At 73.6% G+C, this 20,777-nt stretch carries 17 protein-coding genes; 7 read left to right on the plus strand and 10 right to left on the minus strand.

Annotated elements, in window-relative coordinates:
* Window positions 1–38: 38 nt before the first annotated feature.
* The 5 genes from FHS38_RS00855 to FHS38_RS00875 all read right to left on the minus strand — a co-directional run bounded on the left by FHS38_RS00855 (window position 39) and on the right by FHS38_RS00875 (window position 4,304).
* Window positions 39–272 carry a heavy-metal-associated domain-containing protein gene (locus FHS38_RS00855; protein WP_184729637.1) on the minus strand — a complete coding sequence of 78 codons (234 nt, stop codon included), beginning with the start codon at window positions 270–272 and terminating at the stop codon, window positions 39–41.
* Window positions 273–481: 209 nt separating this feature from the next.
* Window positions 482–688 (minus strand): helix-turn-helix transcriptional regulator, encoded by a 207-nt coding sequence (locus FHS38_RS00860; protein ID WP_184729639.1) that lies wholly within the window; start codon window positions 686–688, stop codon window positions 482–484.
* Between the two features lie 248 nt (window positions 689–936).
* Window positions 937–1,974 (minus strand): Gfo/Idh/MocA family protein, encoded by a 1,038-nt coding sequence (locus FHS38_RS00865; RefSeq protein ID WP_184729641.1) that lies wholly within the window; start codon window positions 1,972–1,974, stop codon window positions 937–939.
* A 246-nt stretch (window positions 1,975–2,220) separates the two neighbouring features.
* Entirely contained in the window at window positions 2,221–3,240 is a 1,020-nt protein-coding gene (locus FHS38_RS00870) for a Gfo/Idh/MocA family protein (protein ID WP_184729643.1), read from the minus strand.
* 119 nt (window positions 3,241–3,359) lie between these two features.
* Window positions 3,360–4,304: a sugar phosphate isomerase/epimerase family protein gene (locus tag FHS38_RS00875; protein ID WP_184729645.1), complete on the minus strand. Its 945-nt coding sequence runs from the start codon at window positions 4,302–4,304 to the stop codon at window positions 3,360–3,362.
* Window positions 4,305–4,561: 257 nt separating this feature from the next.
* Here FHS38_RS00875 and iolC point away from each other — a divergent pair, with 257 nt between their 5' ends.
* From iolC to FHS38_RS00905, 6 genes are all read left to right on the plus strand, one after another.
* Window positions 4,562–5,590 (plus strand): 5-dehydro-2-deoxygluconokinase, encoded by a 1,029-nt coding sequence (gene iolC / locus FHS38_RS00880; RefSeq protein WP_229821904.1) that lies wholly within the window; start codon window positions 4,562–4,564, stop codon window positions 5,588–5,590.
* Window positions 5,591–5,635: 45 nt separating this feature from the next.
* The gene (locus tag FHS38_RS00885) at window positions 5,636–6,517 is read left to right on the plus strand and encodes a Cgl0159 family (beta/alpha)8-fold protein (protein WP_184729647.1); all 882 of its coding nucleotides are present in this window, start codon (window positions 5,636–5,638) and stop codon (window positions 6,515–6,517) included.
* A 124-nt stretch (window positions 6,518–6,641) separates the two neighbouring features.
* Window positions 6,642–7,556: a 5-deoxy-glucuronate isomerase gene (iolB, locus tag FHS38_RS00890; RefSeq protein WP_184729649.1), complete on the plus strand. Its 915-nt coding sequence runs from the start codon at window positions 6,642–6,644 to the stop codon at window positions 7,554–7,556.
* On the plus strand, window positions 7,553–9,427 hold the full coding sequence (gene iolD, locus FHS38_RS00895; RefSeq protein ID WP_184729651.1) for a 3D-(3,5/4)-trihydroxycyclohexane-1,2-dione acylhydrolase (decyclizing): 1,875 nt from the start codon (window positions 7,553–7,555) through the stop codon (window positions 9,425–9,427). The genes iolB and iolD overlap by 4 nt, the downstream gene beginning before the upstream one ends.
* Before the next feature lie 15 nt (window positions 9,428–9,442).
* Complete coding sequence (locus FHS38_RS00900) at window positions 9,443–10,936, plus strand: CoA-acylating methylmalonate-semialdehyde dehydrogenase (protein WP_184729653.1); 1,494 nt, start codon at window positions 9,443–9,445, stop codon at window positions 10,934–10,936.
* An 89-nt stretch (window positions 10,937–11,025) separates the two neighbouring features.
* Window positions 11,026–12,366: a S28 family serine protease gene (locus FHS38_RS00905; protein WP_184729655.1), complete on the plus strand. Its 1,341-nt coding sequence runs from the start codon at window positions 11,026–11,028 to the stop codon at window positions 12,364–12,366.
* A gap of 40 nt (window positions 12,367–12,406) precedes the next feature.
* On the opposite strand, the gene FHS38_RS00910 is transcribed toward FHS38_RS00905, so the two are convergent.
* The 3 genes from FHS38_RS00910 to FHS38_RS00920 all read right to left on the minus strand — a co-directional run bounded on the left by FHS38_RS00910 (window position 12,407) and on the right by FHS38_RS00920 (window position 16,507).
* Window positions 12,407–14,140: a sigma-70 family RNA polymerase sigma factor gene (locus tag FHS38_RS00910; RefSeq protein ID WP_229821903.1), complete on the minus strand. Its 1,734-nt coding sequence runs from the start codon at window positions 14,138–14,140 to the stop codon at window positions 12,407–12,409.
* A 313-nt stretch (window positions 14,141–14,453) separates the two neighbouring features.
* Window positions 14,454–15,983, minus strand: coding sequence for a PH domain-containing protein (locus FHS38_RS00915; protein ID WP_229821902.1), 1,530 nt, complete (start codon window positions 15,981–15,983; stop codon window positions 14,454–14,456).
* Window positions 15,980–16,507 carry a PH domain-containing protein gene (locus tag FHS38_RS00920; protein ID WP_184729657.1) on the minus strand — a complete coding sequence of 176 codons (528 nt, stop codon included), beginning with the start codon at window positions 16,505–16,507 and terminating at the stop codon, window positions 15,980–15,982. Before FHS38_RS00920 ends, FHS38_RS00915 begins: the two co-directional genes overlap by 4 nt.
* A gap of 92 nt (window positions 16,508–16,599) precedes the next feature.
* Here FHS38_RS00920 and FHS38_RS00925 point away from each other — a divergent pair, with 92 nt between their 5' ends.
* Window positions 16,600–17,199: a TetR/AcrR family transcriptional regulator gene (locus FHS38_RS00925; protein ID WP_184729659.1), complete on the plus strand. Its 600-nt coding sequence runs from the start codon at window positions 16,600–16,602 to the stop codon at window positions 17,197–17,199.
* A 243-nt stretch (window positions 17,200–17,442) separates the two neighbouring features.
* On the opposite strand, the gene FHS38_RS00930 is transcribed toward FHS38_RS00925, so the two are convergent.
* Both FHS38_RS00930 and FHS38_RS00935 read right to left on the minus strand, forming a co-directional pair.
* Window positions 17,443–19,578: an FUSC family protein gene (locus FHS38_RS00930; RefSeq protein WP_184729661.1), complete on the minus strand. Its 2,136-nt coding sequence runs from the start codon at window positions 19,576–19,578 to the stop codon at window positions 17,443–17,445.
* 157 nt (window positions 19,579–19,735) lie between these two features.
* A complete protein-coding gene (locus FHS38_RS00935) occupies window positions 19,736–20,683 on the minus strand; it encodes an aminoglycoside phosphotransferase family protein (protein WP_184729663.1) in 948 nt (315 codons plus the stop codon).
* Window positions 20,684–20,777 lie beyond the last annotated feature (94 nt).

The following is a 20,777-nucleotide window of genomic DNA, read 5'->3' on the forward strand; positions in this document are numbered from 1 at the left end:
CGCGTCGCTCCTCGCGGGCGGGCGGGGGTGGGGGCGGGTCAGACGCGGCCGGTCAGTTCGTAACCGGCCTCGTCGACGGCGGCGCGGACGGCCTCGTCGTCCAGCGGGGCGGTGGCGGTGACGGTGACCTGGCCGGTGGCGGCGACGGCCTGCACCGAGGTGACGCCCGGGAGCGCGGTGAGTTCGCTGGTCACCGCGGACTCGCAGTGGCCGCAGGTCATGCCGGTGACGCGGTAGACGGTGGTGGAGGCGGTGTTCGTCCCGGAGGTCATGGTGGTGCTCCTCGGTAGATTTCGATCAACTCGACAGCGTCAACACCTTACCCCCTAGGGGTATTCCTTCGGGTGGGGGTCAGGGGTTTTTCCGCCCGGCCGCACGCCTGCCCGTACGCCTGCCCGCGCCCCGACGGGAACGGGCCCCAGGTCGAGGGGGAGCTCGACCTGGGGCCCGGCTGGTGGGGCGGGGGCGGGGGCGGGGAGGTTCAGTCCGTCGATCCGCGACGGGAGCGGTTGCCGGGCCGCCGGGCGACCCAGGCGCGGATGGTGTCCGCGAACCAGTAGGGCTTGCCGCCCTCGGTGAGGTCGGGCGCGGGGAGCAGTCCGTGCTTGCGGTAGGACCGCACGGTGTCGGTCTGCACTCCGATGTGCGCTGCGATTTCCTTGTAGGACCAGAGCCGACGGTCGGTCATCTGTCGCGCCTCTCCGCTGCGCCGCAGCCACGGAGGGGGGATCCGTCGGGAAGCTGCGGCACGGCCGTTCTTGATCACTGAGCCTGCCCCCAATGAACGACGCAGAGTGACCGGGCGAGCGGGGCTGTCGAACGCCTGTGACGGAAGGGCCATGTAAGCGTGACCACTGTGACGTGAAGGTGACACGGAGTCAGTCACGTTCTGGGGTAAGCATGATCAGGGAAACGGCCGGGGGGCGAAGGGGATGATCAGAGGGCAGGGACCCCCGCCCGCTCGGCCACCTCCGCCGGCCGCACGGGCCGGCCCTCCCGCCGGGACAGCTCACACGCCTCCGCGACGACCAGCGCACGCAGCCCCTCCCACCCGGAACAGGGGTTGGGCACCTCGCCGCGCGCGGCCCGCACGAAGGCGGCCAGCTCGGCGCGGTACGCGCCGTCGAACCGCTCCAGAAAGCCGCTCCACGGTCGTACGGGCGCCCCCGGCCCGCCCGGCTCGGCCGAGGTCATGGGCGTACGGTCGTCCAGCCCGACCACCCATTGGTCGCGCTCGCCGGACAGCTCCGTCCGCACGTCGTACCCCGCGCCGTTGTACCGGGTGGCGGTCGCGGTGACGAGCGTGTCGTCGTCCAGGGTGAGCAGGACGGCCGCGGTGTCCACGTCACCGGCCTCGCGGAAGCACGCCGCACCGCCGTCCGTGCCCCGGGCGTAGACCTCTGCCACCTCACGGCCCGTCAGCCAGCGGACGGCGTCGAAGTCGTGGACCAGGCAGTCGCGGATCAGCCCGCCGGACAGCGGCAGGAACTCCGCCGGTGGCGGCGCCGCGTCCGAGGTGACGGCCCGGATGGTGTGCACCCGGCCCAGCCGCCCCGCCCGCAACGCCTCCCGAGCGGCCCGGAACCCGGCGTCGAAGCGCCGCTGGAACCCCATCTGCAACAGCGTCCCCGCCGACTCGACCTCGCGCAGCGCGCGGACCGTGCGGCCCAGATCGAGCGCGACCGGTTTCTCGCAGAAGGTGGGCAGCCGGTTGCGGGCCGCTTCGGTGATCAGGTCGGCGTGCGCGGCCGTCGCGGCGGTGATCACCACGGCCTCCACCTGTGCGAATGCTTCTGCCGCTGACATGACCGAAGTCGCCGGGACCGCCGCCTCGGCGCCCAGCCGCTCGGCGAGCGCGGCGGCCCGCGCCGGGTCGGCGTCGGCGATGACGAGGCCGTCGACGCCGTCGGTGTGCGCGAGGGCGGTGGCGTGGAACGTGCCGATGCGGCCTGCGCCCAGGAGTCCGATCCGCATGTGGGGTGCCTCCGTTTTGTCTGTGGCGGTCCGGGGCCCCGTGCGGCGCCGTTTCGCCTGCGGCGGGCTGTGGGGGTTCGGGCCGTCGCGCCGCCGCGCGTTCGGTGGGGGCGGGCCCGGGACGCTCCGGTGGGTTGCGGGGCTGCGTCGCTTTACGCCCCGCAACCCACCTGCGCGCCCCGGGCCCTCAGGTCCGTGGGGCCCGCGGCGCCTCCGCCCCGTTGGGGGGGGGAGGAAACGTGCACCTCAGCGGTACATGACCGGCCGCTCCGGCAGTTCCACCGCCACACGCGTCCCCGCGGTTTGCGCTCGTACGCCCGCTTCGCAGACGACCGCGGCCGCATAGCCGTCCCAGACGCTGGGGCCCTCGACCAGGCCGCGCCGGGTGGCGTCGACCCAGTGGCGGACCTCGCGGTCGTACGCGTCCTCGAAGCGCTGCCGGAAGTCGGGCGCGATCTCCCCGCCCCACCGCCCCGCGGCGTTCACGGTCAGGCCGTGCGCGTCACCGATCAGCGCCGTGCCGCGCTCGCCGACCGCCTCGCAGCGCACCTGGTAGCCGAAGCCGCAGTTGACGAAGATCTCGACGTCGACGACCGCGCCGCCCGAGGTCTCGAAGAGGACGAACTGAGGGTCGCTCAGCGCTCCGGGCGCCGCCGACGAGGGGGTGGGTTTGAGGACGGTGACGGCGGTGATCTCCTGGTCGAGGAGCCAGCGCGTGGCGTCGATCTCGTGCACGACCGAGTCGTTGATCATCATCTGTTCGGTGAACCCGGGCGGCGTGGACGTGTTGCGGTGGCGGCAGTGCAGCATCAGCGTCCGGCCGAAGTCGCCCGCGTCCAGCAGCGACTTCAGTCGCATGTACTCCGCGTCGTAGCGGCGCATGAAGCCCACCTGCACCCGCCGGTGGCCCAGCCGGGTCTCCGCCTCCAGGACGCGCAGCGCGGACGCGGCGTCCGGGGTGAGCGGCTTCTCGCACAGCACCGGCAGGTCGCGGTCGAGCGCCTCGAGCAGTGCGGCCTCGTGGGCCGGGCCGGGCGAGGCGATGAGGACGGCGTCCACGTCGGCGGCGGCCATGGCGGCGGCCGGGTCCGTGTAGGCGGTGGCGCCGTCGAGGCGGCCCGCGATCGCTTCGGCGCGGTCGCCGTCGATGTCCACGACGGCGGCGACGTGGGCCCCGCCGACGACCTCGTCGAGCCGCCGGACGTGGTCCGCGCCCATCCTGCCCGTACCGATCACGGCTACGCCGAGTGTTCCTCGCTGCGTCATGGCTTCCCTCGTTCTCGTTCGACTGCGAGCCGTCCGTACCGCCTGCATGTCAGCCCGTCCGGCGATTGAGGACACCGCCGCGCAGCGGAGGTGCACTCGCGACGATCCGCCGGCCGGGCCTACGCGCCGCACGAGCGCAGATAGCGGCGGGTGCGCCGGGCGATGGGCAACGGCCGGTCCGGCGGGCAGGGGTACATGTCCTGTTCGACGATGGCGAAGAGGTCGACGTCGAGCTTGCGGGCAGCGGCCAGGACGGGCTCCAGGGCCGGTACGCCGCGCGGCGGTTCGCACATCACGCCGCGCCGGACGGCAGGCCCGAAGGGGGTGCCCTCGGCGAGGACGTCCGCGAGGACCACCGGGTCCACCTGCTTGAGGTGGAGGTAGCCGATCCGCTCGCCGTAGGTCTCGATGAGCTTGACGCTGTCCCCGCCGCAGTAGGCGTAGTGCCCGGTGTCCAGACAGAGGTTCACCAGGTCGGAGTCGGTGGCGTCGAGGAAGCGCTCGACGTGCGCCTCGGTGTCGATGTGGGTGTCGGCGTGCGGGTGGACGACGATGTCGAGCCCGTAGCGCTCGCGCACCTCGCGGGCCAGCCGTTCCGTGCCGGTGGTGAGGTGGCGCCACTGCTCGGCGGTCAGTTCGGGGCTCTCGATCAGCTCGGCGGTCTTGTCGTCGCGCCAGAAGGACGGGATGACGACGAGGTGCCCGGCGCCCGTCGCCCGGGTCAGCTCGGCGACCTGCGCGACGTGCGCCCAGGTGGAGTCCCAGGTGTCCGGGCCGCGGTGCAGGGACGTGAACACCGTGCCGGCGGAGACGGTCAGACCACGCCGTTCCGTCTCGTCGCGCAGCCGGGCGGGGTCGGTGGGGAGGTAGCCGTACGGGCCGAGTTCGATCCACGCGTAGCCCGCCTCGGCGACCTCGTCGAGGAAGCGCTGCCAGGGGACCTGCTGCGGGTCGTCGGGGAACCAGACGCCCCACGAATCCGGTGCGGAGCCGACCCGGATCCGGCCGGGGGAGCTCGGGGCGGGGGAACCGGAGGGGGGAGAAGGGGAGTGGGCGGCGGGCATGCGGCGGCTCTCCTCTCGCCGGTCGGCGGTGACCGGTCAAGGGCTGGTTCTCCCGTGCCGAAGGGCAGGGGTGGGGTTGCCGGTAGCTTCCCTGCCGGGTAGATGGGTGTCAAGGCTTCGTCCGGACATATGGACGTACAGTCAATGCCCCTTCGGGGGACGTCCATATGTAAGGACAAATCCTTGACAGGGTCCCGTGCGCCCGGCTAGACCTGACCGGAGCCGACCGGACCGGATCCGCCGGCGGAAGGACGGAGATGGCAGACATGAGCGAACCGGCCGGGCCGGCCGTGCCGTACGAGCCGGTCGAACCGTACGACCTGCTCACGATGGGCCGCGTCGGGGTCGACCTCTATCCGCTCGAGACCGGTGTGCCGCTGGCACGGGTGGAGACGTTCGGGCGGTTCCTGGGCGGCTCGCCCGCCAACGTCGCGGTCGCCGCCGCCCGGCTGGGACGGCGCACGGCCCTCGTCAGCCGTACGGGCGCGGACCCGTTCGGCGAGTACGTCCACCGGGCGCTGCGCGAATTCGGCGTGGACGACCGGCTGGTCCTGACCACCCCCGAATACCCCACCCCGCTCACCTTCTGCGAGATCTTCCCGCCCGACGACTTCCCGCTCTACTTCTACCGACGGCCCAAGGCACCGGACATGGAGCTGCGCGCCGACGAGCTCGACCTCGCCGCGGTGTGCGAGGCCCGGATCTTCTGGATGACCGGCACCGGTCTCTCCGAGGAGCCGAGCCGCACCGCCACGCTCGCCGCCCTGGAGGCCCGCACGGCCGCGAGGACCGGGGGCGTCACCGTCTTCGACCTCGACTGGCGGCCGATGTTCTGGGCCGATCCGGAAAGGGCCCGTCCCTGGTACGCCAAGGCGCTGGCCCACGCGACCGTGGCCGTCGGCAACCTCGACGAGTGCGAGATCGCCACCGGCGTCCGCGAACCGGCCGACTGCGCCCGGGCCCTGCTGGCCGCAGGGGTCGAACTCGCCGTCGTCAAACAGGGCCCCAAGGGCGTGCTCGCCGCACACCGCGACGGCACCGTCGCCGAGGTGCCGCCGGTGGCGGTCGAGGTCGTCAACGGACTCGGCGCGGGTGACGCGTTCGGCGGCGCCCTGTGCCACGGGCTGCTCGCCGGCTGGGACCTCGAACGCGTGATCCGCTACGCCAACGCCGCCGGGGCGCTGGTCGCCTCCCGGCTCTCCTGCTCGGCCGCGATGCCGACCCCGGCCGAGATCGACGAACTCCTGGCCCGCTCGTGCATCCGCCCGCGCCCGTCCGGCCATTGATCCACGTCCCCGCCCAGGACCCCCGCCAGTGAAAGAGGGCACCTCGTGAGCACCATCGGTATCTCCGACCTCGTGAAGGTGCGGAGCAGGCATCCCGAGGCCGTCGCCGAGGCGGCGGCCCGCCGGGCCCGGCGCCCGCTGGTCGGCGCCAACGGCCGACTCCTGATCATCGCCGCCGACCACACCGCGCGCGGCGTCCTCGCCGTCGGCGACCGCGCCCACGCCATGGCCAACCGGGCCGACCTGCTGGAACGGTTGTGCCTCGCGCTCTCCCGCCCCGGCGTGGACGGCGTCCTCGGCACCGCCGACATCCTCGACGACCTGCTGCTGCTCGGCGCCCTCGAACACAAGGTCGTGGTCGGGTCCATGAACCGCGGCGGTCTCGCCGGCGCGGCCTTCGAGATGGACGACCGCTTCACCGGCCACCGCGCCGCCGACCTGGCCGGACTCGGCTTCGACGCGGGCAAGCTGCTGCTGCGCATCGACTACGACGACCACGGCTCGCTGAGCACGATGGTCGCCACTGCGCGCGCCATCGACGACATGGCAGCCCACCGGTTGCCCGTGTTCGTCGAACCCTTCCTCTCCCGGCGCGTCGCGGGCAAGGTCCACAACGACCTGAGCGCCGAGGCCGTCACCAAGTCCATCGCCATCGCCTCCGGCCTGGCCGGCACCTCCGCCTACACCTGGCTCAAGGTGCCCGTCACCGACGACGCCGACGACATGGCGCGGGTGATGGAGACCTCCACCCTCCCGGCCGTCCTGCTGGGCGGCGACGTGGGCGACGACCAGGACGCGGCGTACGAGAGATGGCGGGCGGCGCTCCGTCTGCCGACGGTCCAGGGGCTGGTGGTGGGGCGGGCCCTGCTGTATCCCTCCGACGGGGATGTGGCCGGTGCGGTGGATACGGCGGTGGGGTTGCTGTGACGGGCCGAGAGACCTTCCCCAGCCCCGCCCCTTCCCGTAACCGGGGCTCCGGTCCGGCGACCCCGGACCGGGGTCCGGGGCGGAGCCCCGGTTTCCCTCACGCGAGCCACGAGACGAGGAGCGCATGACCTTCGCTGACCCACACGTACCGGCGGGGACCGCAACCGGTACGGACTACGCCGTGGACATCACCCCCGACCGCGCCGACTGGCGCTACTCCTCCCTGCGCACCCTGACGCTGCCCCAAAACGGCAGCCACACCTTCCCCACCGGCGACAGCGAATGGATCGTGCTCCCCCTCAGCGGCGGCTGCACGGTCGTCATCGACAGCGGCGAGTCCTTCGAACTCCACGGCCGTGACGGAGTGTTCAGCGCCGTCACCGACTTCGCCTACCTGCCGCGCGACGCGCACGCCACCGTCACCGCCCCGGCCGGAGGCCGGTTCGCGCTCGCCGGGGCGCGCTGCGAGCGCCGGCTGCCCGCCCGTTACGGGCCCGCCTCCGGCGTGCCCGTCGAGCTGCGCGGCACCGGGAACTGCTCCCGGCAGGTCAACAACTTCGCCGCCGCGGGCGTCTTCGAGTGCGACCGGCTCATCGCCGTCGAAGTGCTCACCCCCGGCGGCAACTGGTCCTCCTACCCGCCGCACAAGCACGACGAGCACCGCCCCGGCCTGGAGTCGGAGCTGGAGGAGATCTACTACTTCGAGATCGCCGGCGACGACACCGGCCTCGGCTACCAGCGGGTGTCGCCGTCGCGGGAGAAGGGGACCGACGTCCTCGCCGAGGTCCGCAGCGGTGACGCCGTGCTGATCCCCGACGGCTGGCACGGCCCGTCCATGGCCGCCCCCGGCCACGACATGTACTACCTCAACGTGATGGCCGGGCCGGGCGCCGAGCGGCAGTGGCTGATCTGCGACCACCCCGACCACGCCTGGATCCGCGGGACCTGGCCCGAGCAGCCCGTGGACCCGCGTCTGCCCCTCTACCCCGCCCCGCAGGAACCCGCCCCGCAGGAACCCGCCCAGGGAGAAGCCCGATGACCCGACGGCTCACGGTCGCGCAGGCCCTCGTCGCGTTCCTCGCCCACCAGTACACCGAGCGCGACGGCAGGCGGCAGCGGCTGATCGACGCCTGCTGGGGGATCTTCGGCCACGGCAACGTCGCCGGCATCGGGCAGGCGCTGCTGGAGTCCGAGGGTGCCCTGCCCTACCTCCAGGGCCGCAACGAACAGGCCATGGTCCACGCCGCCGTCGGCTACGCCCGCCAGCGCGACCGGCTCGCCGCGCACGCCGTCACCACCTCCATCGGCCCCGGCGCCACCAACCTCGTCACCGGTGCCGCGCTCGCCACGATCAACCGGCTGCCCGTCCTGCTGCTGCCCGGCGACACCTTCGCCACCCGGCCCGCCGACCCCGTCCTCCAGCAGCTCGAACACCCCGGCGCGGGCGACGTCTCCGTCAACGACTGTCTGCGCCCGGTGTCGCGGTACTTCGACCGGATCACCCGCCCCGAGGCGCTGATCCCCGCAGCCCTCCAGGCGATGCGGGTGCTGGCCGACCCGGTCGAGACCGGGGCCGTCACCCTCGCCCTGCCCCAGGACGTCCAGGCCGAGGCGTACGACTGGCCCGAGGAGTTCTTCGCCGACCGCGTCTGGCACGTACGCCGCCCGGCGCCCGACCCGGCCGCGACCGCCGAGGCGGCGGCGGCCGTACGGGCCGCCCGGCGGCCCCTGATCGTCGCGGGCGGCGGCGTCCACCACAGCGAGGCCGAGGACGCCCTGCGCGCCCTGGCCGAGGCGACCGGCATCCCCGTCGCCTCGACCCAGGCGGGCAAGGGCTCGCTGCGCCACGACCACCCCGCGGACGTCGGCGGCATCGGCCACACCGGCACGGCCGTCGCCGACGAACTGGCCCGCACCGCCGACGTGGTCATCGGCGTCGGCACCCGCTACAGCGACTTCACCACCGCCTCCGCGACCCTCTTCGCGCCCGGCGTCCGCTTCGTCAACCTGAACATCACCTCCTTCGACGCCCACAAGCTCGCCGCCCTGCCGCTGGTCGCCGACGCCCGCGCCGGGCTCCGGGCGCTCACCGAGGGCCTGGCCGGATACCGGGTCCCGGCGCCGTACGAGGCCGAGTACGCCGCCGGGAAGGCCGCCTGGGAGTCGGAGGTCGAGCGCGCCTACGCGGTGGCGGACCCCGACGCCCGCCCCACCCAGGCCCAGGTGCTCGGCGCGCTGGACGCCGTCGTCGGCGACGAGGACGTGATCGTCAACGCGGCGGGCTCGCTCCCCGGCGATCTGCACAAGCTGTGGCGGGCCCGCTCCCGCCGCCAGTACCACCTGGAGTACGGCTACTCCTGCATGGGCTACGAGATCCCGGCCGCCATCGGCGTCCGCCTGGCCGCCCCCGACCGGCCCGTGTGGGCGCTCGTCGGCGACGGCACGTATCTGATGATGCCGACCGAGCTCGTCACCGCCGTGCAGGAAGGCATCGCGATCAAGGTCGTCCTGGTCCAGAACCACGGCTACGCCTCCATCGGCGGCCTCTCGGAGGCGGTCGGCGGCGAGCGCTTCGGCACGGCCTACCGCTACCGGGCCCCCGACGGCACGTACTCCGGCGACCCGCTGCCCGTGGACCTGGCCGCCAACGCCGCCTCCCTCGGGATGGCCGTGCTGCGCGCCCGCACGGCCGGTGAGCTGCGCACGGCGCTCGCGGAAGCGCGCGCCTCGGACCGGCCCACATGTGTCTATGTGGAGACCGAAACAGCCGACAGTGTGTCCGGGGCGCCCCCCGCCCAGGCGTGGTGGGATGTGCCTGTCGCCGAGACCGCGACCCGCCCGGCGGCCGTCAGGGCCCGCCAGGAGTACGAGCGTCACGCCGCCGCCCGCCGCCGTTACCTTGGAACGTAAGAGAGGTCGCAGCAGATGAAGACCGTCAACCACTGGATCGGCGGCAAGTCCGTCGAGGGTGCCTCCGGCGCGTTCGGCCAGGTCACCGACCCGGCCACCGGCGCCGTCACCACCGAGGTCGCGTTCGCGTCGGCCGAGGAGGTCGACGCGGCCGTCGCGGCGGCCAAGGCCGCGTTCGGCACGTGGGGCACGTCCTCGCTGGCGGCGCGCACGGCGGTGCTGTTCCGCTACCGCGCCCTGCTCGACGCCCACCGCGACGAACTCGCCGAGCTCATCACCGCCGAGCACGGCAAGGTGCACTCCGACGCCCTCGGCGAGGTCGCCCGCGGCCTGGAGATCGTCGAGCTGGCCTGCGGGATCACCCTCCAGCTCAAGGGCGAGCTGTCCACCCAGGTGTCCGGCGGCGTGGACGTCGCCTCGATCCGCCAGCCGCTCGGCGTCGTCGCGGGCATCACGCCCTTCAACTTCCCGGCCATGGTGCCGATGTGGATGTTCCCGCTCGCCGTCGCCTGCGGCAACACCTTCGTCCTCAAGCCGAGCGAGAAGGACCCCTCGGCCGCGCTGCGCCTGGCCGAACTCGCCGCCGAGGCCGGGCTGCCGGACGGTGTGCTGAACGTCGTGCACGGCGACAAGGTCGCCGTCGACCGGCTCCTGGAGCACCCGGACGTCGCGGCGGTCTCCTTCGTCGGCTCCACGCCCATCGCCCGCCACATCCACGGCGTGGCCACGTCCCACGGCAAGCGCGTCCAGGCCCTCGGCGGCGCCAAGAACCACATGCTGGTCCTCCCCGACGCCGACCTCGACGCCGCCGCCGACGCGGCCGTCTCGGCCGCCTACGGCTCGGCCGGCGAGCGCTGCATGGCGATCTCGGCCGTCGTAGCGGTGGGCGACACGGGCGACGCGCTCGTGGCGAAGATCCGCGACCGCGCCGAGAAGATCAAGATCGGCCCCGGTGACGACCCCACGTCCGAGATGGGCCCCCTCATCACCAAGGCGCACCGCGACAAGGTCGCCTCCTACGTCCACGGCGCGGCCGCCCAGGGCGCCGAGGTCGTCCTCGACGGCACCGGCTTCACGGTCGAGGGCTACGAGGACGGCCACTGGATCGGCCTGTCCCTCCTGGACAAGGTGTCCACGGACGCGGACGCCTACCGCGACGAGATCTTCGGCCCCGTCCTGTGCGTGCTGCGCGCCGCCACGTACGAGGAGGGCATCGCCCTGATCAACGCCTCGCCGTGGGGCAACGGCACCGCCATCTTCACCCGCGACGGCGGCGCGGCCCGCCGCTTCCAACTGGAGGTCCAGGCGGGCATGGTGGGCGTCAACGTCCCCATCCCGGTGCCGGTCGGCTACCACTCCTTCGGCGGCTGGAAGGACTCGATCTTCGGCGACCACCACATCTACGGCAACGACGGCGTGCACTTCTACACCCGCGGCAAGGTCGTCACCACCCGCTGGCCGAACCCCGAGGACGGCGGCGTCGACCTGGGCTTCCCCAGCCACCGCTGACCTGACGTGAGCGGCCTCCCCCACGTGGGGGAGGCCGCTCACGCGCGCGGGGGGTCCGGCGGGGTGACCCCGCCGGTTGACTGGCGGGCATGAGGAACCACACGCGCACCCGGATGCGCCGCCGTCTCGTCACCCTCGGCCTGCTCGCCGGGCTGCTGGTCCCCACGACGCAGGCGGGGGCCGCGGAGGAGACGCCCGACGGTGACATCCGGGCCAGGGTCGAGGCCGTGCCCGGCATGCGGCTGACCGGTGAGAAGCCCGCCGCCCCCGGCTACCGCTACTTCGAGCTGAGCTACCGGCAGCCCGTGGACCACCGCCACCCCGAGCGGGGGACGTTCGAGCAGCGGCTGACCCTGCTGCACAAGTCCGTCCGGCAGCCGATGGTGCTGTACACGACGGGCTACGCGCTGGGCGCGGACCCCGCGTTCCGCTCCGAGCCCACCAAGCTCGTCGACGGCAACCAGATCTCCACCGAGCAGCGGTACTTCGGCACGTCCCGGCCCGAGTCCGGGGCCGTGGACTACTCGACGCTGGACATCTGGCAGGCGGCGAGCGACCACCACCGGCTGATCCAGGCGCTCAAGGCGCTGTACGGCGGGCCGTGGATCTCCACCGGCGGCAGCAAGGGCGGCATGACCTCCGTCTACCACCGCCGCTTCTACCCCCGCGACGTGAACGGCACCGTCGCCTACTCCGCCCCGAACAACACCGACGACCGCGACGACACCGCGTACGACGCGCTCGTCGAGCGGCTGGGCACCCCGTCCTGCCGCGCCGCGCTCAAGGCGGCACAGCGGGAGGCGCTGGTGCGGCGCACGGAGCTGGTGCACCGCTACGACGCGTGGGCGGCGAAGGAGCGGCGGACGTTCACCACGGTCGGCGGCGCGGACCGGGCGCTCGAACTCGCCGTGCTGCGCGCCGTGCCGATGTTCTGGCAGTACGGCGACGCCACCAAGTGCGCGGAGGTCCCGGCGCCCACCGCCTCGACGGACGAGCTGTACGCCTGGCTGGACGCGACGTCCGGTCTGAAGAACTACACCGACCAGGTGCTCGCGCCCCTGACCCCGTACTTCCACCAGCTGGGCACCCAGCTCGGATACCCGCAGTACCGGGCCCCGCACCTGGACGGACTGCTCCGCCACCCCGGCGTCCAGGACGTCCGCAGCTACGTCCCCCGGGACGTCCCGCTGCGCTTCCAGCCGGGCGCGATGGCCGACGTCGACCGCTGGGTGCGCCGCCACGGCAGTGAACTGCTCTTCGTCTACGGCGAGAACGACCCGGCCACGGCCGAACGCTTCCGGCTCGGCCGCGGCAGCCGCGACGCGTACGTGGAGGTCGCTACGGCCAACCACCGCGCGCGGCTCACGGACCTGACGCCGGAGGCCCGGGCCCGCGCCGAGGCGGCGCTCGGCCGGTGGGCGGGGCGGTAGCCCGGCCCACCGGTGGCGGGCGCGACGCCCGGGTCCGTGATCAGCGGGCGCCGAAGACCTGGGTCCACTTCGGGCCGCCGGAGTCGGAGGCGACGCCCACGCCGATCTCCTTGAACGAGCAGTTGAGGATGTTCTGGCGGTGGCCGGAGCTGTTCATCCAGGAGTTCATGACGGCCGCCGGACCGCTCTGCCCGGCGGCGACGTTCTCGCCGTACGTGCTCCAGCGGTAGCCGGCGGCGGTGATCCGCTCACCCGGGCCCTGGCCGTCGGGGTTGGTGTGGTCCATGTAGTCGCGGGCGGCCATGTCGTCGGAGTGCCGCTGGGCAGCCGTGGTCAGCTGCGGGTTGATCGTCAGCGCGGAGCAACCCACCTTGGCGCGCTCCTCGTTGACCAGGTTCACGACCTGCTGCGCGGTGCTGCCGCCGCCCGTGTTGCCGGTGGGCGGCTTCGGCTTGGGCTTCGGGCGGGCCGGGGCGGCCTCGGGCTTGGGCTTCGACGTCGTGGCGCTCGGCTCGGGCGCCGCCGACTTGGCCGAGGGGGAGGCCTTGGGCGACGGCTTCTTGGACGCCGACGGGCTGCCGGAGGGGGAGGGCTTGGCGGAAGCACTGGCGTCGGTCTTGATCGGCGACGGGGTGCGGTCCCCGAAGGGCACGGCCTGGCCGGGGGCGCTCGCGGTCTTCGGCTCGATGCTCTCGGAGGAGTCGGAGAAGAGGTACGAGCCGCCCACGACGGCGCCGCCGAGCAGGGCGAGCACCCCGGCCCCGATGCCCGCCCGTACGGCGGTGCGGTTGGTGCGGGCGCGGTGGCTGCGGGGAGCGGAGGGCTGGTTCGGTATGGAGGAACGATTCGGCATAGCGGCCTGATTCGGTATCGGGGACGGTTCCGGTGTCGGGGACGCGAGGACGGAGGTGTGCGGGTCGGTGTACGGGGCGGGGTCCGGGGGCGCGGAGTAGGCCACCGGCTGGGTGTCGAGCACGGAGCCGCCGCCCCACCACCCGAGCAGCGCGCCCGAGACGGGCACCAGGCCGAGGCCGACGAGCAGCCCCTCGGCGGGGACGAGGGACGCCCCGGCGCCACCGCAGCCCGCGCAGCCGCGCGTGTGCCGGGCGAGGCGCTTGCGCCACAGCGCGGAGGGGGTGCCGTCCCAGGGCCCGACGAGCTCGGCGAGCTCCTGGCAGCGCGGGGTGGCGGCGAGCGCCCGTACGACGCCCCGGGCGACATCGAGCTGGGCCTTGCAGCGCTGGACGCGCACGGCGGTGTGCTGCGGGGAGAGGTCCAGGGCGGCGGCGACCTCGGCGCGGCTCAGCTCGCCCGCGGCCTCCAGCCACCACAGGGACAGCACGTCCCGGTCCCCGTCGTCCAGCCAGCGGGTGGCCTCCGCGACCTCGCGCCGCTGGCCCGACAGGCCCAGTCGCACGATGGTGAGGTCGACGAAGTCGGCACCGGGATCCGGCACTTCGCGGCCGACCTCCTGGAGTCCGCCCACGGGGGTCTCCTCGCGTTGTCCGTCCCGCCAGTGGCTGCGTATCTGGTTCATCGTGATCGCGACGAGCCACGACCGGCAGGAGGCCGGATCCCGTAGCCCGTCAAGGCCGTTGATCATGCGGAGCATGGTCTCCTGGACCACGTCGTCGACGTCCGCGTGCCCGTTCAGCGCGCGGCCGACGATGTTGTAGACCAGCGGCAGGTACGCGGCGACGAGTTCGTCCTGCGCGGCGGTGTTCCCGGCCCGCGCCGCCTCGATCACGGCCACGGTCACGCTGTCACTCCGCACGTCCCGTCCACCTCTTTCCGCACCTGAGTCGATTGCCGTCCCGACACATGGGAGACCCGAAGCCGCTCATCCAATAACAAGAATGTGGAGATCGGTTCGGGCGGAAAGATCGAAACGGCGGATGCGCGCGGGTGGCGGCGCGCGGCCCCAGGCTGCCGGGCGAGGGTGGGTGCCTGCGGCGAACATCCAGCTCAGGGCGGGTTTCTGGAAGATCGACGGCGCGCCGGGCCGGGCCCGGCGACGGGCCGTGGATCAGTCCGCCGCAGGCCCGGTGTGAAGCACCTCACGTGTGCCTCAACTGCACCGGTGTGCCCTATATGCGCGCCTCGTCACTCGCGTTGCGGGGGTGATCGGCGAGCGGTGATCCGTCCAGGAACTCCGTCACGATCCCCGGCGTCGCCGTGTCCGCGAAGCCCGCCGCCTCCGTGGCCGACATGTCCCGGATGCGGTATCCGTCCTCGCCCGCCGCGACCCCGGCCGTCACGGTGACCACCCCGGACCGGCGGGAGAACGGCGTGTCCGAGAACGTCCACGCCAGCACCGCGTCCCGGCGCAGGGTGACGGTCTCCCGGCCGAACGTGCCGGACCGCACGACGAGATGGCGGCCCCGCACCGCGTGCCCGAGCGCACGGTAGGCATCGCGCGCGAGATGGCAGGCGACCGGGGTCGCGAGCAGCGCGTAGCCCGCCGCGCAGTACAGCAGTACGGGTGTGAGCAGCCACCCCAGCACGGCCAGCGCCACCGTCGGCGGCAGCACGCACCACGTCAGCGCGCGCACGACCCGCCGCCGCAGGGCCACCCGCGGGTGGGGGAGCAGCCCGTCCGTCGGGACCTCCTCGCCCAGCACCCCCGCGCACACCCGCAGCGCCTCGGCGCGGGAGGCGGGCGGCAGGACGGCGCTGCGCTTGCGGTTCTCCTCGCGGTTGCCGAGGCCGCCCGCGACCGCCCGTACGCTCGCCCCGCCGCCCGCGCGCAGCAGCATCGGCTCGCGCAGGGCCACTCCGCGCAGCCTGGCCCGCTCGATGGAGACGGAACGGGTCGTCAGCAGGCCGTGACGGACGCCGAGGGTCGCCTCGTCGGTCCACTCCAGGCGGTACCTCCCCCAGTTCTCGGCGTAGAGCAGCACCGAGCCGATCACGCCGGTCACCACCACCGCGAGCAGGGCAAGCGGGACGGTGAGCCACAGCGCGCTGTGGCCGAACTCCTCGAACGACCGGCGGACGAAGCCGATCCGCCAGGGCTTGATCCCTATCCCGTCGAAGACCCTCCACACGGCACCCAACGCGGCGAAGACACCTCCGAACACCCAGAACGTGAGCGGCGCGTAGCGCAGCCGGCGCGGATCGGCGGTGGCGAGCACCGGGTCCTGGGCGCTCACGGCCCCGGCGCGGGCCAGGAGTTCGGCCCGCAGCCGCACGGCCTCGGGCCTGGACAGGGCGTCCAGGGACAGCTCGCTGCGGCCGCCCGCCGAACCGGCCGTGCCCGCCCGCAGGACCGTGAGCCCCAGGACGCGCTGCACGGGGTTGGCGGTCAGGTCGACGTTGCGCACGCGGTGCAGCGGGACCGACCGCAGCCGCCGGGTGAACAGGCCCGTGCGCAGTTCGAGGGAGTCGCCGGTGACGCGGTAGCGGGTGCGCGACCACGTGACGAACCCGGCGGTGGTGATGACGGCGAAGACGACCCCGATGACACCGAGGGTGATCCAGCCGCGGAGATCCAGGTCACCGCCGGTGGCGAGCGCGGTCAGGGCCAGGGAGCCCAGCGGCGCGGCCATCCAGGCGCAGTGCACGAGGAGGGTGCGGGCGTCGAGCGACCGCCAGCCGTCGGTGTCCCGCCCGGTCACGCGGCGTCCCCCGGGACGGTGCGGGCGGCGGCGGTGATGCGCTCGGCCAGCAGCCGGGCGTCGGCGTCGGAGAGGCCCGCGATCTTCACGTCGCCCGCCGTGGAGGCGGTGGTGACGGTGACCGTGGCGAGGCCGAAGTACTGCTGGATCGGGCCGCGCCCGGTGTCGACGGTCTGGACGCGGGAGAGCGGGGCTATTCGGCGCTTCTGCCAGAACCAGCCGCTCGCGGCGTAGACCGCGGTGTCCCCCAGCTCCCAGGCGTGCACGCGGTACCGCCAGCCCGGCATGGTCAGCGTGTAGGCCAGCGCGGGCAGCACGAGGACGACGAGCAGCAGCGGGCCGAGCCAGGGCAGGGCGCCGGGGAAGAAGAGGAGGGACAGCACGAACAGCGTGAGGGCGGTCAGCAGCAGCGGGCCGCTGACGGTGACCAGCGACTGCACGGTCCACCAGCGCCGGGCGCGGGGATCGACGCTGTTGCGCGGCGGCCGGAGCCTGACGCGCGTGTGGTGCCGGTGTTCGACCATGACCGCCCCCGTATCTTTTACAAGTCAATCGTATTGGCAGGGGTTAAGGTATAGCAATACACTTGACCTGTAAAAATGAGGAAGGGGCGCCAGTGCCCAAGCGGGTGGACCACGAGGAACGCCGCCGGAAGATCGCGGAGGCCCTCTGGCGGATCGCGAGCGAGCGCGGGCTCGACGGCGCGAGCCTGCGCGACGTCGCGGCCGAGGCGGGCATCTCGCTGGGGCAGTTGCAGCACTACTTCTCCAGCAAGGACGAGATGCTCGTCTTCGCCCTCGACCACATCAGCGCCCTCGCGGCCCGCCGCATCGGCGAGCGCGTCCACGCCCTCGCCGAGACCCCCGCCCCGCGCGACATCCTGCGCGAATCGGCGGTGGAGATGCTTCCCCTGGACGACAGCAGCCGCACCGGCAACCTCGTCCAGATCGCCTACTTCGTACGGGCCGTCCACGACGAACGCCTGCGCCGCCACGCCAAGGAGGGCATCCCCGCCCTGCGCGGCCTCTTCGCCCACCAGATCCGGGACGGCATCGCCCGCGGCGAGGTCGCCGCCGACCGCGACCCCGACACCGAGGCGATGCTGCTGATCGCGCTGATCGACGGCCTGACGAACTACACCCTGCTGGAGGTCGTCTCCGGGGCGGAAGCGCTCCGTTTGGTGGACGCGCATTTGGAGGGGCTGTTCACGGCATAGCCGCTGGGTTTGTGCCGCTGCGGCGGCGGGCGCCCTGCGGGCGCGTCCTCACTCTCCCCCGGCTACCGCTGGGAGGTGCCCCCGGACGGGCTGGTTTTGGCTGGGCTTCCGCCCCCCGGGCGGACTGCTGGGGACGGGCTCGGCCGAATCCGGCCCGTCCGGCGATCGAGGACGACCGCCGCGCAGCGGAGGTGCGCGCCCCACGGCCCGCAGGGCCAAGCGCACGCCCGGTAAGGGCAGGGGCTAGCGCCGAGCGGCCCGGTTCCGGCCGCCGGGGCCGCGGGAGAGGACGCCCGCGAGCTCGTCGAGGGCGTCCACCAGGAGCTCCGCGGCGCGCACCGCCACCCCCTCCTCGCCCACGCGCGCCTGCCAGGCGCCGTACGCGTCGAGGGGCCCCGACCAGTCCAGGTCACGCCGTTCCCGGACGGCCGCGGCGGCGTCCGGGAGAGCCGCGCGCAGGGCCGCCGCGAACTCCTCGGCCTCCTTGGAGGGGGCGGCGTCGCGGTCCGGGATGTGCGCCTCCATCAGCATCGTCACCCGCCCCATCGTGGCCAGCGCCGCCTCCGCGCCCCGCTCCGCGTTGCGCGAGATCCCCCGGTGCCGTACGGGCTCCCGCTGGGCGCGGGCGACCGCGTCCTCCCAGGCCTGGCGCGCGGCCCGGGCGTCCAGCAGCGCCTCGCGCACCCGGCGCGGCTTGCGGTCGGCGGGGTGGGCGAACGCGTCGAGGACCGCGAGGGAGTAGCGGCCGTTGGCGGCCAGCCAGTCGGCGAGCCGGTCGCGCAGCTTGGGCGTCTCCCAGGCCGGGAAGAGCGCGTACGCGGCCATCGCGAGCAGCCCGCCCAGCAGGGTCAGGATCACCCGCTCCTCCACCGTCTGCGACCAGCCCTCGCCCGCGATGCCGAGCAGGAAGACGACGTAGGCGGCGATGCACGCCGACGCCACGCTGTATCCGGTGCGCATCAGCAGATACATCAGGGCGATGCAGACCACGGCGAGCGCCGCGCACACCCACGGGCCGGGGTGGGCGAGGGCCATCACCAGCCCGCCGACGAACACCCCGACCAGCGTCCCGACGAAGCGCGCGACCCCGCGCGAATAGGTCTGGCCGAAGTCCGGTCGCATCACCATGACCGAGGTCATCGGCGCCCAGTAACCGTGCCCCAGCGGCAACGCGCTGCCCAGCGCGTACCCGGCCAGCGAGACCCCCGCGACCCGCACCGCGTGCCGCCCGATCGCCGAGGACCAGCGGGCCTCCCGCCGCAGCGCCCGCAGGCCCACCGGCACCAGCCGGGGCACGGTGGGCCGCAGCAGATGGCGGTACTGCTCCTTCTCCCCGGACTTCTTGGGGGCCTTGGCGCCCTTGGGCTCCCCGTTGGCGGGACGGGCCTCCTTGACGGGCTCGTCGGTGGCTTCCACGGCGTCCGCGAGCAGCGCGATCAGCCGCAGCGCGGAGCGGCGGGCCGGCCCCGTGAGCATCGAACCGGACTCGGCCCCTTCCAGGACCGCCATCGCCTCCGGCGGCAGCCGCACCGGCTTGCCCCACCGGATCGACCGCGCCACCGCGTCCAGCACGGTCCCGGCGGCGGCCAGCAGATCCCGTACGTGGTCCCGCTCCGGCCCCTCGGCGGGCGCCCCCACGACGGGGTCGGCCAGCGAGGCGAGCACCGGCCGCAGCCGCTCGGCGACACCGCGCGGCCCGCCCAACTGGCGCGGTCTGTTCCTGGCCTGGCGCGGGGTCAGTTCGGCGGCGCTGCGGGCGTCCATCAGCGGCTGCGCGTCGAACCGCGCCACCGGGTCGTGCCGCAGCCGGCGCGCGTAGTCCGCCTCGGCGGCCAGCGCGTCCGCGAGCGCGTCGCGCTGCAACCCCCAGGGTCTGACCGGGAAGACGACGATGAGCGCTGCCTGGACCACCCCCGCGCAGACGATGATCCCGGCGTGCAGCAGCGCCCCCGCGACGGACGTCGGCAGCGTGACGGTGATGAGCATGACCGCGACGGTCTGCGTCGCGACCATCCCCGACACCGGCCCGACCGCCCACGCCATCCCCGCCAGCAGCGTCCAGACGGCCAGCAGCACCCCGAACACGAGCGGGTCGGCGGCGGCCATGTACCCCACGAACGTACTGACCGCGAGCCCCGCCGCCACCGCCAGCGCCAGCACGGGCCGTGGCCGCCAGCTCCGCTGGAAGGTCACCAGCGCGGAGGCGAAGGCCCCGAACGCCGACGACACCGCCAGTGTCGGCGTGGCGAGCCACAGCACGACCCCGATGACGATCGCCACCCCGGCCGCGCCCCGCACCGCGACCAGCGGCTGCAACTTGGTCCGCTCGACCGTCAGCCCGGTGCGGACGGTGTCCTTCAGCGCCTTCGACCAGGTCATGCCCCCGAGCTTACGGTCCTGACCGCAACTGAGCGGAATGCGACCGACCGCTTATTTCCATGGCTGTTTCCGTGCTCGTTTCCATGCCTGCTTCCCTGACCTGACAGGGATTCACGGGGTCGCACAGGCCCTTCCTCGCGCCCCCGGCCGCAGCGCGTCAGGCGAGGCCGGGCAGGGCCAGCGGGCTCCGGGCGCGCCACTGGTCGACGACGGGCTCCAGCATCGGGCCGATCTCCGGCATCCGCGGTACGAGCGCCAGGGCGCCCACCACCTGGAGCATCCGCGCGCCCTCCATGACGTCCAGGAGGGCCCGGTCCACCCGGGTGCCGCTCGCGCGCTCGTACACCTCGATCCCGCGCGGGCCGACGAGCGTCAGGTCCCACTCCACGGGCCCCCGCGTGACGTCCTCGAAGTCGTTGAACACATAGCCGTCGGCCGTCCGCAGGACGTTGTAGGACGGCGAGTCGCCGTGCAGCGTCTGCATGCGGGCGTCGGGGAAGTACGCGGGCAGATCGCCGACGAGCGCTTCGAGCACCGCGTACTCCCGCTCGACCCGGTCCAGCTCCGCCGTCGTGAGTGACTGCGGGTGCTTCTTGAGCTCCGCGAGCGCCGGCTTCAGCGCGGGCACCAGGGGCGACAGCGTCGGCAGCTCGCCGGGATACCCGGCCAGCAGGCCGTGCAATTGTGCGGCCCAGCCGGTCTGCTCGACGAAGCGGTCCTCCAGCGCCTTGGGGTCGGCGTCGGCCATGTCGGCGAGGCCGTCCGCCTCGCTGACGAACTCCCAGAAGGTCAGCGACCTGCCCTCGAACTCGACCGGTTCGCGCGGCACCAGCGGACTGGGCCGCACGACCGGGGCCCCGCTGTCGGCCAGCCACCCCGCCACGGCGAGTTCGTGCCGCTGCTTGGCGGTCTGTTCCTCGACGGACGCGAGCGCCAGTGTGGGGACCCGCACCACGACCGGGTCCGGCGCGAGATGGACCAGCACGTTGAAGACGTCGTGCAGCACGCGCGGCTCGTCCGCCCGCAGTCCGAGCCGCCGCCCGGCCCTGGTCGCGAGGCCTACGGCCTCCTCGGCACGCTTGCTGAGTGAGTTCGGGTTCACCATGGAACGATCCTGCCCGGGGGAGCGGCGCGGTGTCGACGAGGTTTTCCCGGCCCGGGGCCGCCTCGGCGAGGTGCGGCTGCGGGCTGCTGACATG

The organism is Streptomyces netropsis, assembly GCF_014203545.1.
GTDB classification, from domain to species: Bacteria; Actinomycetota; Actinomycetes; order Streptomycetales; family Streptomycetaceae; genus Streptomyces; species Streptomyces netropsis.

Coding starts and splice junctions, on each gene's coding strand:
- FHS38_RS00855 (WP_184729637.1), bottom strand. CDS start 272: ATGACCTCCGGGACGAACACCGCCTCCACCACCGTCTACCGCGTCACC.
- FHS38_RS00930 (WP_184729661.1), bottom strand. CDS start 19,578: ATGACCTGGTCGAAGGCGCTGAAGGACACCGTCCGCACCGGGCTGACG.
- FHS38_RS00860 (WP_184729639.1), bottom strand. CDS start 688: ATGACCGACCGTCGGCTCTGGTCCTACAAGGAAATCGCAGCGCACATC.
- FHS38_RS00870 (WP_184729643.1), bottom strand. CDS start 3,240: ATGACGCAGCGAGGAACACTCGGCGTAGCCGTGATCGGTACGGGCAGG.
- FHS38_RS00935 (WP_184729663.1), bottom strand. CDS start 20,683: ATGGTGAACCCGAACTCACTCAGCAAGCGTGCCGAGGAGGCCGTAGGC.
- FHS38_RS00865 (WP_184729641.1), bottom strand. CDS start 1,974: ATGCGGATCGGACTCCTGGGCGCAGGCCGCATCGGCACGTTCCACGCC.
- FHS38_RS00900 (WP_184729653.1), top strand. CDS start 9,443: ATGAAGACCGTCAACCACTGGATCGGCGGCAAGTCCGTCGAGGGTGCC.
- iolD (WP_184729651.1), top strand. CDS start 7,553: ATGACCCGACGGCTCACGGTCGCGCAGGCCCTCGTCGCGTTCCTCGCC.
- FHS38_RS00920 (WP_184729657.1), bottom strand. CDS start 16,507: ATGGTCGAACACCGGCACCACACGCGCGTCAGGCTCCGGCCGCCGCGC.
- iolB (WP_184729649.1), top strand. CDS start 6,642: ATGACCTTCGCTGACCCACACGTACCGGCGGGGACCGCAACCGGTACG.
- iolC (WP_229821904.1), top strand. CDS start 4,562: ATGGCAGACATGAGCGAACCGGCCGGGCCGGCCGTGCCGTACGAGCCG.
- FHS38_RS00875 (WP_184729645.1), bottom strand. CDS start 4,304: ATGCCCGCCGCCCACTCCCCTTCTCCCCCCTCCGGTTCCCCCGCCCCG.
- FHS38_RS00905 (WP_184729655.1), top strand. CDS start 11,026: ATGAGGAACCACACGCGCACCCGGATGCGCCGCCGTCTCGTCACCCTC.